This is a genomic window from Curtobacterium sp. MMLR14_002 (genome assembly GCF_001864975.1).
Classification (GTDB): Bacteria; Actinomycetota; Actinomycetes; order Actinomycetales; family Microbacteriaceae; genus Curtobacterium; species Curtobacterium flaccumfaciens.
The window spans coordinates 173,276-186,253 of sequence record NZ_MJGT01000061.1 but is presented as its reverse complement, the minus strand read 5'-3'; the positions used below and the strand labels follow the sequence as shown (position 1 = coordinate 186,253).

Genomic DNA, 12,978 nt, shown 5'->3' with positions numbered 1-12,978 from the left:
CGGAGCGTGAACACCGGTGTCTTGCAGGAGCTCGCGACGCGACCAACAGGCGGACGGGAGGCGCGGGGCGGGCCCGCCACGGGCCTCCCGGCCGTCACGTGTCGGGTACCGTACGACACATGCCGGACAGCGCATCGCGCGACCTCCAGCGGACGGGAGTCCGCGCCGTCGTCCGGCGCACCTACCACTCGGTCATCCGGCACCGCGTCGTCGACGCGGCCGCGTCGCTGACGTTCTTCGCGCTGCTGACGGTGTTCCCGACCGCGCTGGCGGTCGTGTCGGCGCTGTCCATCGTCGACCGCAAGGGCGACAGCCTGACCGACATCGTGGAGGTCCTCGGGTTCATCGTCCGGCCGGAGACCGCCGAGCACCTCGAGGGGCCGCTCCGGCAGCTGCTGACCCTGGACAACCCGTGGCTCGGGTTCACGATCGGCGTCGTGCTGACGCTCTGGTCACTGTCCGGCTACGCGACGGCGTTCGGACGGGCGATGAACACCGCCTACGAGGTCGAGGAGGGCCGGCGGATCTGGAAGTTCCGCAGCATGATGCTCCTCGTCACGCTGCTCGTCATGGTCGGCGGTGCCGTCGCCATCGTCATCCTGCTCGGCACGCCGACGATCTCCGAGGCGGTGATCCGCCAGCTCGGCTGGGCGCCCTGGATCGACGACGTGTGGAACGTGGTGAAGTGGCCCGTGCTGGCCGCCGACCTCGTCGTGATGGTGGCGGTGCTCTACTACGCGACGCCGAACGTGAAGACCCCGCAGCTGCGGTGGGTGTCGGCCGGTGCCGCGTTCGCGATCGTGACCTGGGCCATCGCCACGGTGGGGTTCGCCCTCTACGTGGAGACCGTCGGCGGCGGGAACCGCGCGTACGGGTGGCTCGGTGGCGCGATCCTGCTGCTCGTGTACCTGTACATCTCGAACTTCGTGCTCGTGGTCGGCGGGGAGCTCGACTCCGAGGTGATCCGGATGCGGCAGCTGCTCGCCGGCATCGAGGCGGACGAGTCGATCCGGCTGCCGCTGCGCGACGTCACGCGGAACTTCACGCTCGCGCGCTGGCGGGACCAGGACATCGCGGCCGCGCAGCACGTGCGGGCCGAGGCCGCGCGGGTGGCCGAGGAAGAGGACGCCGAGCTGACCCCGAACGAGGAGCACCTGCGGGCGATGGCGCAGCAGGTGCGGGTGGGCGAGCGGCCGCTGCCCTGACGGGCGTGCGCCGACGCCCCGCGTCAGCGCTTGCGCGCCTCGGCGTCCAGCATCTCCTCGGTGATGATCGGGATCGCACCCGTCGCCAGCTCGATGCCCGACAGCCGTGCCGGGCTGAGCACGCGCATGACCTGGTCCTCCTCCATCAGGCCCGCGGCCACGACGAGCGTCGAGATCGGCGTCGAGGTGGTCAGCGCCGTGTGCGCGATCGACGCAGCCGCCGCGTACCCGATGTACGGCGTCAGCGCGGTGACGACGCCGACGTTCGTGTCCACCTGGGCCGCGAGCTTCGCCTCGTTCGCCTCGATGCCGACGACGCAGTGCTCACGCAGGGTCGCGCAGCCGCGGGACATCCACTGCAGCGACTGCAGGATCGAGTGGGCGATGATCGGCTCGAAGGCGTTGAGCTGCAGCTGTCCGCTCTCCGCCGCCATCGTCACGGTGGTGTCCGCCCCCGCGACCGCGTAGGCGATCTGGTTCACGACCTCGGGGATCACCGGGTTGACCTTGCCCGGCATGATCGACGAGCCGGCCTGGCGAGCCGGCAGGGTGATCTCGCCGAGGCCCGCCTGCGGACCGGACGACAGCAGCCGCAGGTCGTTGCAGATCTTCGAGAGCTTCGCGGCGCTCCGCTTCACGGTGCCGGACAGGGTCATGAACGCACCGGCGTCGCTCGTCGCCTCGATGAGGTCGGGGGCGGTGACAACGTCGATGCCGCTCGCCTCCTGCAGCTGCCGGCGGACCTCGTCGCGGTAGAGCGGGTCCGCGGTGATCCCGGTGCCGATCGCCGTCGCGCCGAGGTTCATCTCGGCGAGCAGCGGCATCACCTTGCCGAGCAGGTCCGCGTCCTCCTGGATCGTGTGCGAGAAGCCGGTGAACTCCTGCCCGAGGGTCATCGGCACGGCGTCCTGCAGCTGCGTCCGGCCCACCTTCAGCACGTCGGCGAAGGCGCGGCCCCGCTCGGCGAACGCCGCCGACAGTTCTTCGAGCTGCACGATCAGACGTCGGACCCCGAAGATCATCGCGATCTTGATGCTCGTCGGGTACGTGTCGTTCGTGGACTGGCTGCGGTTCACGTGGTCGATCGGGTGCAGGTACGCGTAGTCGCCCCGCTCTCGCCCGAGGAGTTCGAGAGCCCGGTTCGCGAGCACCTCGTTCGTGTTCATGTTCGTGCTCGTCCCCGCGCCGCCCTGCACGACGTCGACGACGAACTGCTCGCGGAGTGCTCCGTCGCGGACTTCCTGCGCTGCACGGTCGATCGCGTCGGCGCGCTCCTCGTCGAGGACACCGATCGCCCGGTTCGCCCGCGCGGCCGCCTGCTTCACGGTGACGAGCGCCTCGATGAGGTCCGGGTACACGGCGATCGGCACGGAGGTGATCGGGAAGTTCTCCAGTGCCCGCAACGTGTTGATGCCCCAGTACGCGTCGTTCGGGACCTCCCGTGATCCCAGCGAGTCGCTCTCGGTCCGCGTCGTCGTCGTCACAGGTGCCTCCTCGTTGCCGGTCACACGTCGAGGCTAGTCCCGTCCGTCCGGCCGGTCCGGGAACGCGCCGGGGCTGGGCGGAGCGGGCGGCGTGCCCGCCTCGGGCCTCCCGTCGCTTCGTGAGCAGAAGATGTCGGGTCGCGCTGCGGGACGCGACATCTTCTGCTCACCAAGCGCGCCGCCCGCGCGAGCGGGCGGAATGGAGTGGTCGCTTCAGCCACGCACGGCGGCATTTCGCCCGCTCGCCCGCGACGGCCGGGAGGCCCGGTGCCAGGCCGCCACGGGCCTTCCGTCCGACCGCCCGCGCACTTCGTGAGCAGAAGAGGTCGAGTCACGGACGGGGACCCGACATCTTCTGCTCACGAAGTGCGCCGCCCGCGCGAGCGGGCGCGGCGAACGCGCGACGAGTGAGCAGAAGACGCCGGGTCGCGAGGGGCGACCCGGCGTCTTCTGCACGCTCGGTGAGCGTGCCCGTCAGTGGAACTGCGGGACGATGAGGTAGATGCCGTAGAGCACGACGGCGCCGCACACGACGAAGCACGCGATGGCCGCGGCGCGGAGTGCGCGTGCGGCCGCCGAGGCTCCAGCCGGGTTCGGGAAGCCGGCGGTGGCCGGGCCGATCGTGCCGTCGTCCTTCACGGTGAACTTGCCTTCGCGGGTGTCGGCGGCGCTCCAGAGACGGAGGCCGACCGAGTACACGGCGACGACGAAGCACGACGAGACCACGGCGACGAGCGCCACGGTGAGGAATGCGAACCAGTCGATGCCCATCAGCGACGGCCTCCCTTGCGGGCCGCCATGCGACGGAGCGTGCGCTCGCGGCTCAGTTCGGCGCGACGCTGGGCGACCGCGTCGGCACGCTTCTTGCGCTGCATGTCACGCAGCTCCTTGCGGGTCAGGACCGCGTTCGCGGCGACGTCGACCTCGATCGCGGAGGCCTGCTCGTGCGGCTTGCGGAGCGACCACAGGTACAGGCCGAGGATGACGACGGCACCGATCACGGCGTCGAGCACGAGCCCGATGACGCCGAGGCGGGCGATGCCCGAGGCGACCGCACCGACCGCGGCAGCCGCGGGCAGGGTGATGAACCAGGCGATGACGATCTTGCCGGCGGTCGACCACTGGATCTTCGAGCCGCGGCGGCCGAGCCCGGCGCCGATGATGGAGCCCGAGGACACCTGCGTGGTCGACAGCGCGAAGCCGAGGTGGCTGGAGGCGAGGATCGTCGCGGCGGTCGAGGCCTCGGCGGCGAAGCCCTGCGTCGCACGGATCTCGGTGATGCCCGAGCCGAGGGTGCGGATGATGCGCCAACCGCCCGTGTAGGTACCGAGGGCGATCGCGAGGGCACAGGCGACGACGACCCAGAACTGCACGCCCTGGTTCGACGACTGCGCGCCCGAGGCGATGAGGGTCAGCGTGATGACACCCATCGTCTTCTGCGCGTCGTTGGTGCCGTGCGCCAGGGACACCATCGAGCTGGTGAAGACCTGCCCGATGCGGAACCCGCCGCGCTCGTTCGGGAACACCGGACGCTTCGTGATCCGGTACGCGATGCGCGTCGACAGGAACGACACGAGCGCGGCGATCACGGGCGAGGCGAACGCCGGGATGATCACCACCGTCAGCAGCGCGACGTAGTTGACCGACTGGAACCCGGCACCGACGATCGCGGCACCGATGAGCCCGCCGAACAGCGCGTGCGACGACGACGACGGCAGCCCGCGGAGCCACGTGATCATGTTCCAGACGACTGCCCCGATCAGGCCCGCGAAGATCATCTCGGGGCTGATGGCGACGCCACCGGGCCCCTCGTTGATCAACCCGTGCGAGATCGACGTCGCCACGGCGGTGCTGAGGAACGCACCGACCAGGTTGAGCACCGCAGCGACGGTGACCGCCACCTTGGGCTTCATGGCGCCGGTCGCGATCGGGGTCGCCATCGCGTTGGCGGTGTCGTGAAAACCGTTTGTGAAGTCGAAGAAGAGGGCCAACGCGATGACCAGGACGACTATGAGTGTGATGTCCACCGCGGGCAAGTGTCCCAGGCGTCGGCCCTTCGAGCAAACCTGATCGGCAACCTGTTGTTCACCGCAGCTTCACACTCGTTCAGCTTCGGAACCATGCCGATGGGAGAATGCGTCCATGGACACCGCTGAGCTCCTCATCCTGCTGATCGGATCGCTCGCGGTGACGGGGTTCGCCCGGGCCAAGGGACTCCCCGCTCCGCTGCTCGTCACGGCGGTCGCCCTGGCCGCCTCGTTCCTGCCCGGGCTGCCGCCCATGGAGATCGACTCCGAGGTCATCCTCACGGTGATCCTGCCGCCGCTGCTCTACTCGGCGGCCCTCGACGTGTCGTGGCAGAGCTTCCGCGGCTCGATCAAGCAGATCCGACGGCTCGGCATCTTCCTGGTGATCGTCACCGCCCTGGTCGTCGGCGGGGTGGCGTACCTGCTCATCCCCGACATGACGCTGCCCGCGGCGATCCTGCTCGGCGCGATCGTCGCCCCGCCGGACGCGGTGTCCGCCGCCGCGATCGGCCGGAAGCTCGGACTCCCCCGCCGTGTCATGACCGTGCTGTCCGGCGAGAGCCTGATCAACGACGCGGCCTCGCTGACCCTGGTGCGGGTGTTCACGCTCATCATCGCGGGCACGTCGCTGACGATCTGGCAGGACCTCGGCATCTTCGGCCTGGCGATCGGCGTCGGTCTGGTCGTCGGCATCGTCCTCGGCGTCGTCGTGCACTGGATCCGGATGCGCATCAACGACCCCGTGGTCGAGACGATCATGAGCATCCTGCTGCCCTTCGTCGCCTACATCCTCGCCGAGGACCTGTCCGGCTCCGGGGTCATCGCGGTCGTCACGGCCGGCCTGTACATCGGCTACAACTCGCCGAAGGAGGGCTACGCCACCCGCCTGCAGGAGCGCCCGCTCTGGACGAGCATCGACGTCATCCTCGAGGGCTTCGTGTTCGCGCTCATCGGCCTGCAGCTCAACACCGTCGTGCAGGACCTGGTCGAGAGCGAGCGGAGCCTCGGGCAGACGCTCACCGCCGCGGCCGTCGTGCTCGCGGTGGTGATCCTGGTGCGGCCGCTGTTCGTGTTCGAGTCCTACGCGCGCAACCGGTTCAACGGGAAGTGGCTCCGGCCGCTGCGGATCAAGCTGTCCCGCGGGCACCCGTCGCTGCGCTGGATGCGCGGTTCCGCGGAGCCGAAGCTCAACTGGCGGGAGCTCACCGTCATCTCGTGGACGGGCATGCGCGGCGTGGTGACCCTGGCCGCAGCCGTGTCGGTCGTGGCGAGCCCGACGCAGATCCCGGCGCAGGACACCATCTTCATCATCGCCTTCTTCGTCACCGTCGGGACCCTGCTGCTGCAGGGACTCACCCTGCCGTTCGTCATCCGCGCGCTCAAGGTGCAGGACCCGGCCGAGGGCGAGGAGGACGTGCGCAGCGAGATGCGACTCAACCAGCGCACGACCGAGGCCGCGATCGAGCTGCTCGAGAAGCGGCGTCCGGCGTGGGCGAAGCAGTACGGCTCGGAAGCCGTCGACTCGGTGGTGAACCGGCTGAAGGCGCGACTCGAGCGTCAGGCCGAGACGTTCCGTCAGGACGCCGAGGAAGAAGAGGACGAGGGGCGGAACGTCGCACTGCGCCTCCGTGGCTCGCAGATCCAGGACATCCGCCGCGAGCTCCTCGACCGTCGCCGCGAGATCGTGCTCGAGGAGCGGGAGAAGGGGAACCTCGACGAGGAGGTCATGCGCCGCGTGCTCGTGACCCTCGACGCGGAAGAACTCGCGATGGACTCGGCGCAGGCGTCGCGCAGTCGCTCCTGAGCACCCCGGGCGTATCCTGGCGCTCCGATCGAGAGCAGGAGCAGAGCGCCGAGTGAGCACGCCGCGGAACGACGTCCCCAGGAACGACGACGGACCGGAGCGCCCCGGCGGTTCTCGTCCCACGCCACCGAAGCCGCGCGGGACCCGTCCCTCCGCACGTGGGACCAAGCCGCGCCGTGGCGGCAAGGTCGCCGGGCACACGCGTTCGGGACCCCGGCGACAGGCTCGGGTGCCCGCGCCCCAGCAGCACGGCGCCTACCGCCGGTGGTACTCGACCCTGCACCCGTCGCTGCAGCTGATCGGCCTGCAGCTCTGGATGCCGCTGTTCTTCATCGTCGGGTTCTGCCTGTGCTACGTCTTCGCGTTCCACGCCCCGCACCCGCACGACGTCCCGATCGCCCTGATCGGCAGCGACCCGGCGTTCGTGCAGGCGGTGCAGCAGGCGTTGCCGGGCGAGTTCGTGTTCCACACGTACGACTCGCTCGCGCAGGCGAAGCGCGACGTTGTGGGCGGCTCCATGGCGGTCGCGTACGACCCCGCTGCGAACGAGTTCTTCAAGGCGAGCGCGCACCAGTTCCAGGTCGCGAGCCTCGTCCCGGCCACCCTCACCGCGGTGCTGACCGGCCTGGGCGTGGCAACCCCGAAGGTCACCGAGCTCGCACCCCTGCCCGCCTGGGACGAGTACGGCACCGTCGCGATGTACGTCATGCTCGCGTGGTGCATCGGCGGCTACATGGTCGCGATGTTCATCGGCATCATGGGCGGCCCGCTCCGGCACCGCACCCGGATGACGGTCATCGTGGTCGGCGGCCTGGTCATCTCGCTCATCACGAACACCCTCGCCGGGCCCGTGCTCGGCGCCATCCACGGGCACTGGATCCAGCTCGTGCTCATCGCCTGGGGCTGGATCGTGGCGATCGGCCTGGCGGTGAACGGCCTGAGCTACTTCGTCGGCCGGTTCATCGCCGCACCCGCGATGATCTGCTTCGTCTTCCTGTCCATGCCGTCGTCCGGCGGCGCCTACCCGAAGTGGTTCATGCCCGAGCCCTTCGCCTGGCTGAACAACGTCGTCGTCGGCTCGAGCATGGTCGACATGATCAAGCACCAGGTCTACGGCGTCGGCCCCGGCCCGGCTCGCGGCCTGATCACGATGGCCTGCTACGCCACGGCCGGCCTGGTGCTGATGTACTTCGGCAAGAAGTGGTGGGAGCGCCGACGGATCCGGGCGATCGTCACCGGCCGGACCACGATGTTCCAGGACGCCAACACCGCCAACCGCGAGTTCCTCGGCGGGCAGCGCGACGCCGAGCTCGAGCGCCACGGCCTGACCTCCACCGAGACCGGCACCCTGAGCGTGCTGCGGGACGACGACTGGGAGGACGACCGCACCGGTGGTGACGTCTTCACCGGCGGTCGCGACGGCCTCGAGCCGGATGCGACGCCGACCGGTCGCATCGCCGTGCAGCGCCCCGCGAACCGGAAGGAACCGCGACCGGCGGCGGCTCCGCACGGCAAGCACGCCGACCGTTGACGCGTATCCTGATCGGATGAACCCGCGCATCACCTGGCACCGCGTCCTCATCACCGTCGTCGTCGTGTTCCTCGTGCTGACGGTCGGCTTCTACGCCGCGAGCGTCCTGCTCGCGCCCGCCGACGGCCGCGGCACCGCCGGGCTGTTCGTCGGGTGGGCGATGTTCTCGATGATCGGCGCGATCGTCGTCGGCATCATCGACTTCTTCGTGCGGCCCCTGGGTGGCCGGAGCGGCGACGCCGACGTCATGGCCGCCGCCGAGGAAGCGCGCACCGGCAGCACCCGCACCCAGCAGCCGCGCTAGCAGCAAGCAGCAAGCAGCTAGTCACCCACGCCCACACCGACGCCCGTCCCGGTGAACCCGGCGACCGTCGCGTCGTCCTCGGCGAACGTGAACCGCGCCCGGACGTTGCCGCCCGCGAGCACCCCCGGCAACCAGTAGCGGGCGTCGTCCCACATCGCGTCGTAGGGCACGGTGTCGACCGGGATCCACCGCGGCTCCAGTTCGTCGGAGCCCGACGGGTCTCCCTGCCAGCGGCGGCAGACGAAGACGTCCGAGACCTGGGACCAGGACGGTCGGTACGGGAACCGGTAGTCCAACGTGCCACGGGCCTCCAGGTCGACCGCGTCGAGCCGCAGGCCGACCTCTTCACGCACCTCGCGCACGGCGGTCTCGACCGCCGACTCGCCGGGCTCGCGCTTGCCGCCGGGGCCGACCAGACGGCCCGTGCCGAGGCCACGGCGCTTCTCCCCCAGCAGCACCTCGGGGCCTGCCTCGCCGTCGCGCAGCAGGTACACGACCACCACCCGGGGATGCTGGGACTTGCTCTCGTCGCGAAGGGTCACGCGTCCAGTGTGACCGATGGAGTGTCGTACGCTTTTCCCATGGCAGGCGTGCTGCGGGGGCACCATGGCTGAGCCCCGCAGGACCGGGCGCAGCCTCGAAGTGCTGCGCGCCGAGGCCGCCGAGGAGATCTCGATGCTCGTCGAGCACCGGAGCCGTCAGGGCGAGGACCCATGGGAGTTCATGCCGACGCTCCCCACCGTCGACGAGCAGGTCGTGCTGATCCTGCGCGCGGACGCCGTCGACCTGGACGAGGCGATCGGCAAGCGGCACGCGCAGTGGTCGAGCCACCCGGCGTCCGGGCAGGGCACCCGGCTGGGCGAGGAGTACCACCGGCTGCGCCGGATCGCGCTGCAGCACCCCGAGCTGACGCCCGCCGTGTGGAAGCTGCTGGGCGCGCTGCCCGAAGCCGGCTGAGCTGCGGTTGGATGGACGCATGACCGAAACCGTGCTCGCCGTCCTCAACCAGCCCTCCCGCGACGCCGCGCCGCACGACCCCGCGGCCGACGCCTTCACCTGGGCGAAGCCGCTCGAGGAGCACGTGCAGGTGCAGGACCTCGGCGTCACGCGCGGCGACGGCGTGTTCGAGACGATCACGGTGATCGACGGTCGGCCCCAGGCCCTCGAGGCGCATCTCGCCCGCTTCGGCCGCTCCGCCGCGATGCTCGACCTGCCCGCTCCCGACCCGGAGGCCTGGCGCCAGGCCATCGAGGCCGTCTGCGCCCGCCTCGACCCGGTGCGCGAGGCCTTCGCCAAGACCGTCCTGACCCGCGGCGTCGAGGGCACCGACCGCCCGACCGGGTGGGTCTACGCCGCGCCGTCGGGCGACTCCACGGCCGCCCGCACCGAGGGCATCTCCGTCGTCGTCCTGGACCGCGGGTACCGGCACGACGTCGAGCGCACCTCGCCGTGGCTGCTGCAGGGCGCGAAGACGCTGTCGTACGGCGTCAACATGGCCGCCCTGCGCGAGGCCGTCCGCCGCGGCGCCGACGACGCCCTGTTCGTCTCGAGCGACGGCTACGTGCTCGAGGGCACGCGCGCCAACCTCATCATGAAGGTCGGCGACCGGCTCGTCACGCCCCGCACCGACATCGGGATCCTGGCCGGCACGACGCAGGCCGACGTGTTCCGCTTCGCTGAGCAGGAGGGCATCGAGACCGCCTACGAACTCGTCACGCTCGCCGACCTGGCGGCGGCGGACGCGCTCTGGCTCGTGTCGAGCGTGCGGCAGGCTGCGCCGATCCGTTCGGTGAACGGCGACGTGCGTCCGATCGACGCCGAGCTCACGACGCGCATCAACGACTTCCTGCTGGCGCGCGAGGTCTGAGCACGCGGCGCCCCCGGCGCATGTGCCGCGCGTATTTCGCGCTGAGCGACACGTCACGGGGCGGCGCGCGCGTGAGGTGTCGCGCACCGCGAAATGACGTGGGTCCACGACGGACTGGAGGCGCGGTGCCAGCTGGCACCGCGCCTCCAGTCCGTGTCGTGCTCGCTACCAGCGCGGCGTGGTGACGCCGGCTCCGTCGGCCCACGCGAAGACGGGCTTGCCGTCGATCCAGACGCGCGTCGCGCGGCTGGTCGCGTCGAGCGGGTCGCCGTCCCAGAGCACGAGGTCGGCGTCGTAGCCCTCGGCCAGGCGACCGACGCGGTCCCCGAACCCGAGGAACTCGGCCGGGTTGACGGTGAGGGCCTCGAGTGCGGTCTGGGCGGGCAGGCCCTCCTTCACGGCGGCGGTCGCCTGGTCGACGAGCATGTTGATCGGCACGACCGGCGCGTCCGTCGTGATCGCGACCCGGACCCCGGCTGCCGCGATCGTGGCGAGGTTCGGGATGCCGCGGTCGCGGAGCTCGACCTTCGACCGGCTGGTGAAGAGCGGGCCGTAGATGACCGGGATGTCCTTGGCGGCCAGCACGTCGGCGATCTTGTGCGCCTCGGTGCCGTGGTTCACGACGAGGCGGTAGCCGAACTCCTCGGACAGGCGGATCGCGGTGGCGATGTCGTCGTGGCGGTGGGTGTGCTGGTCCCAGACGAGCTCGCCGTCGAGCACCCGGACGAGCGTCTCCTTCGTCAGGTCGCGGGCGAACGGCTCGTCCTTCGCGGCGGCGGCGTCACGGGCGGCCTTGTAGTTCTGCGCCTCCACGAAGGCGTCGCGGATGATCTTCGCGACGCCGAGCCGGGTCGAGGGCGTCTGACCCTTGCCGCCGTAGACGCGCTTCGGGTTCTCGCCGAGGGCGCTCTTCACACTCACCGAGTCGGAGATGAGCTGCTCGTCGATCGTCCGGCCGCCCCAGGTCTTGATGGCGACGCTCTGCCCGCCGATCGGGTTGCCGGAGCCGGGCTTGACGACGATGCTCGTGATCCCGCCGGCGAGCGCGTCCCGGAAGCCCTCGTCGTCGATGTCGATCGCGTCGATCGCCCGGACGCCGGCCATGTTCGGGGCGGTCATCTCGTTCGTGTCGTTGCCGGCCTCGCCGTTGGCCTCCTCGTGGATGCCGACGTGGCCGTGCGCCTCGACGAAGCCGGGCACCAGCCACGAACCGGTGGCGTCGACCACGGGCATCCCCTCGGGCGGGGAGACGTCCGGACCGATCGCGGTGATCCGGCCGTCCTCGACGACGACCGCGCCGCCGTCGAAGGCTGGAGCGGAGACGGGGACGACGTGGGCACCGGTGATCGCGAAGGAGTTGCTCATGGCACCAACGGTACGCGGGGGCGCGGTGCGCGGGCGGGCGCCGTCGCAGGGGCGCGCGCGGCGGGGCCGGGGGGGGTCGGGCGGCGGCGCGGGGCGGGCCCGCGGCGGCAGGCGGCGAGCGGGCGAAATACCGATTCCTGGCGTCGAGCGTCCGGGTGGCTCTACCGTCGCGGGATGGCACACCGGAGCGACACCTGGCCCACGCACGAACGCAGCGAGCGACCGTGGCGGAGCACCGTCCGCGGGTGCCGTGACGACCGGCTGGTGACCACCGTGCAGGTGTCGCTGCCCCCGTCCATCGCGAGGGCTCGGTGGACGCCCGACGACGACACCGTCGCGCTGCTCGACCGGAGTGCCACGGCCCTGCGCGCCCTCGACGTCCACCACGGCTCCCGGCTCGCGCCGCTCGGGTCCGTGCTCGGCCGGACCGAAGCCGTGGCGTCGTCGCGGATCGAGGACGAGTCCGCGTCGATCGACGACCTGGCACGGGCCCTCGTCGGCATCCGGGCGAACGCCGGTGCCACCGCGGTCGTCCGTGCCGGCGGCGCCGTCGAGCACCTGGTGTCCGGAGCGGACTCGGGCACCGTCACCGAGGCCTCCCTGCTCGAGGCGCACCACCTGCTGATGCGCGACGACCCGGTGGACGGACGGTACGCCGGCCGGTACCGCGACGTGCAGAACTGGATCGGCGGCGGCGCCACGCCCCGCGACGCCGTGTACGTGCCACCACCGCCCGAGCTCGTGGCACCGCTGATGGCCGACCTGTTCGCGTTCGTGCACCGCGTGGACCTGCACCCGATCGCCCAGGCCGCGATCGCCCACGCGCAGTTCGAGTCGATCCACCCGTTCACCGACGGCAACGGTCGGATCGGGCGCGCGCTGATCGGTGCCGTGCTCCGGTTTCGCGGGGTGACGACCACGGTCACGGCACCGGTGGCCACCGCGCTCGCGGCGGATCGGCGGCGGTACTTCCGGCACCTCGAGCAGTACCGCGACGGCAAGGTCACCGGGTTCGTGGTCGACCTGGCCCTCGCGATCGGGACGGTCTGTGATGAGGCGACCCTGAGCGCCCTGCTGCTCGCCGAGCACGACGCCGATCGGTCCGTCGGCCCCTGTGCCTCGGGCCCGCACGCCGTCGTCGGCCGTGCGCTCGCCGACGACCCCGTCCTGACCGAAGCGCACCTGGACACCCTGCTCACCACCGACGAGGTCGAGCGCGTCACGCACGATCTGGTGCTGGCGGGAGTGCTCCGTCCGGTCACCGATCGTCTCCGAGACCGGGCGTGGGTCGCACCGGCCGTGGTCGACGAGCTCGAGGCGTTCGAGCAGCGGGTGCAGGCGGCGGTGGGCGGGCGCGAGCGCACGGCGGCCTGACCGGGGGTGCGGGCGAA

The 12,978-nt window shown here is 71.1% G+C and carries 12 protein-coding genes; 7 read left to right on the top strand and 5 right to left on the bottom strand.

What is annotated here, in order from left to right:
* The first annotated feature begins 119 nt into the window (after positions 1–119).
* On the top strand, positions 120–1,205 hold the full coding sequence (locus BIU91_RS11740; RefSeq protein ID WP_071405580.1) for a YihY/virulence factor BrkB family protein: 1,086 nt from the start codon (positions 120–122) through the stop codon (positions 1,203–1,205).
* A gap of 23 nt (positions 1,206–1,228) precedes the next feature.
* Here BIU91_RS11740 and BIU91_RS11735 read toward each other — a convergent pair whose 3' ends face one another.
* From BIU91_RS11735 to BIU91_RS11725, 3 genes are all read right to left on the bottom strand, one after another.
* On the bottom strand, positions 1,229–2,689 hold the full coding sequence (locus tag BIU91_RS11735) for an aspartate ammonia-lyase (protein WP_253183742.1): 1,461 nt from the start codon (positions 2,687–2,689) through the stop codon (positions 1,229–1,231).
* 474 nt (positions 2,690–3,163) lie between these two features.
* Positions 3,164–3,460 carry a hypothetical protein gene (locus BIU91_RS11730; RefSeq protein ID WP_027464739.1) on the bottom strand — a complete coding sequence of 99 codons (297 nt, stop codon included), beginning with the start codon at positions 3,458–3,460 and terminating at the stop codon, positions 3,164–3,166.
* Complete coding sequence (locus BIU91_RS11725) at positions 3,460–4,716, bottom strand: inorganic phosphate transporter (protein WP_035807670.1); 1,257 nt, start codon at positions 4,714–4,716, stop codon at positions 3,460–3,462. Before BIU91_RS11725 ends, BIU91_RS11730 begins: the two co-directional genes overlap by 1 nt.
* 115 nt (positions 4,717–4,831) lie before the next feature.
* On the opposite strand from BIU91_RS11725, the gene BIU91_RS11720 reads away from it, so the two are divergent.
* The 3 genes from BIU91_RS11720 (at position 4,832) to BIU91_RS11710 (ending at position 8,355) form a co-directional block, all read left to right on the top strand.
* Entirely contained in the window at positions 4,832–6,520 is a 1,689-nt protein-coding gene (locus BIU91_RS11720) for a sodium:proton antiporter (protein WP_027464738.1), read from the top strand.
* A 229-nt stretch (positions 6,521–6,749) separates the two neighbouring features.
* The gene (locus BIU91_RS11715) at positions 6,750–8,051 is read left to right on the top strand and encodes an ABC transporter permease (protein WP_071405578.1); all 1,302 of its coding nucleotides are present in this window, start codon (positions 6,750–6,752) and stop codon (positions 8,049–8,051) included.
* Between the two features lie 16 nt (positions 8,052–8,067).
* Positions 8,068–8,355 (top strand): hypothetical protein, encoded by a 288-nt coding sequence (locus tag BIU91_RS11710; RefSeq protein WP_027464737.1) that lies wholly within the window; start codon positions 8,068–8,070, stop codon positions 8,353–8,355.
* Between the two features lie 17 nt (positions 8,356–8,372).
* Here BIU91_RS11710 and BIU91_RS11705 read toward each other — a convergent pair whose 3' ends face one another.
* A complete protein-coding gene (locus BIU91_RS11705; RefSeq protein ID WP_171907824.1) occupies positions 8,373–8,897 on the bottom strand; it encodes an 8-oxo-dGTP diphosphatase in 525 nt (174 codons plus the stop codon).
* 64 nt (positions 8,898–8,961) lie between these two features.
* On the opposite strand from BIU91_RS11705, the gene BIU91_RS11700 reads away from it, so the two are divergent.
* Both BIU91_RS11700 and BIU91_RS11695 read left to right on the top strand, forming a co-directional pair.
* Entirely contained in the window at positions 8,962–9,312 is a 351-nt protein-coding gene (locus tag BIU91_RS11700) for a tryptophan synthase subunit alpha (protein ID WP_027464736.1), read from the top strand.
* 19 nt (positions 9,313–9,331) lie between these two features.
* The gene (locus tag BIU91_RS11695) at positions 9,332–10,222 is read left to right on the top strand and encodes an aminodeoxychorismate lyase (protein WP_071405576.1); all 891 of its coding nucleotides are present in this window, start codon (positions 9,332–9,334) and stop codon (positions 10,220–10,222) included.
* A gap of 165 nt (positions 10,223–10,387) precedes the next feature.
* Here BIU91_RS11695 and BIU91_RS11690 read toward each other — a convergent pair whose 3' ends face one another.
* Positions 10,388–11,587: an amidohydrolase gene (locus BIU91_RS11690; protein ID WP_071405575.1), complete on the bottom strand. Its 1,200-nt coding sequence runs from the start codon at positions 11,585–11,587 to the stop codon at positions 10,388–10,390.
* Positions 11,588–11,761: 174 nt separating this feature from the next.
* Here BIU91_RS11690 and BIU91_RS11685 point away from each other — a divergent pair, with 174 nt between their 5' ends.
* Complete coding sequence (locus tag BIU91_RS11685) at positions 11,762–12,961, top strand: Fic family protein (RefSeq protein ID WP_071405574.1); 1,200 nt, start codon at positions 11,762–11,764, stop codon at positions 12,959–12,961.
* The last annotated feature ends 17 nt before the right edge of the window (positions 12,962–12,978 follow it).

Excerpts from the sequence above, each read along its gene's own strand:
- BIU91_RS11740 (WP_071405580.1), top strand. The coding sequence starts at position 120 with ATGCCGGACAGCGCATCGCGCGACCTCCAGCGGACGGGAGTCCGCGCC.
- BIU91_RS11730 (WP_027464739.1), bottom strand. The coding sequence starts at position 3,460 with ATGGGCATCGACTGGTTCGCATTCCTCACCGTGGCGCTCGTCGCCGTG.
- BIU91_RS11720 (WP_027464738.1), top strand. The coding sequence starts at position 4,832 with ATGGACACCGCTGAGCTCCTCATCCTGCTGATCGGATCGCTCGCGGTG.
- BIU91_RS11710 (WP_027464737.1), top strand. The coding sequence starts at position 8,068 with ATGAACCCGCGCATCACCTGGCACCGCGTCCTCATCACCGTCGTCGTC.
- BIU91_RS11700 (WP_027464736.1), top strand. The coding sequence starts at position 8,962 with ATGGCTGAGCCCCGCAGGACCGGGCGCAGCCTCGAAGTGCTGCGCGCC.
- BIU91_RS11695 (WP_071405576.1), top strand. The coding sequence starts at position 9,332 with ATGACCGAAACCGTGCTCGCCGTCCTCAACCAGCCCTCCCGCGACGCC.
- BIU91_RS11690 (WP_071405575.1), bottom strand. The coding sequence starts at position 11,587 with ATGAGCAACTCCTTCGCGATCACCGGTGCCCACGTCGTCCCCGTCTCC.
- BIU91_RS11685 (WP_071405574.1), top strand. The coding sequence starts at position 11,762 with ATGGCACACCGGAGCGACACCTGGCCCACGCACGAACGCAGCGAGCGA.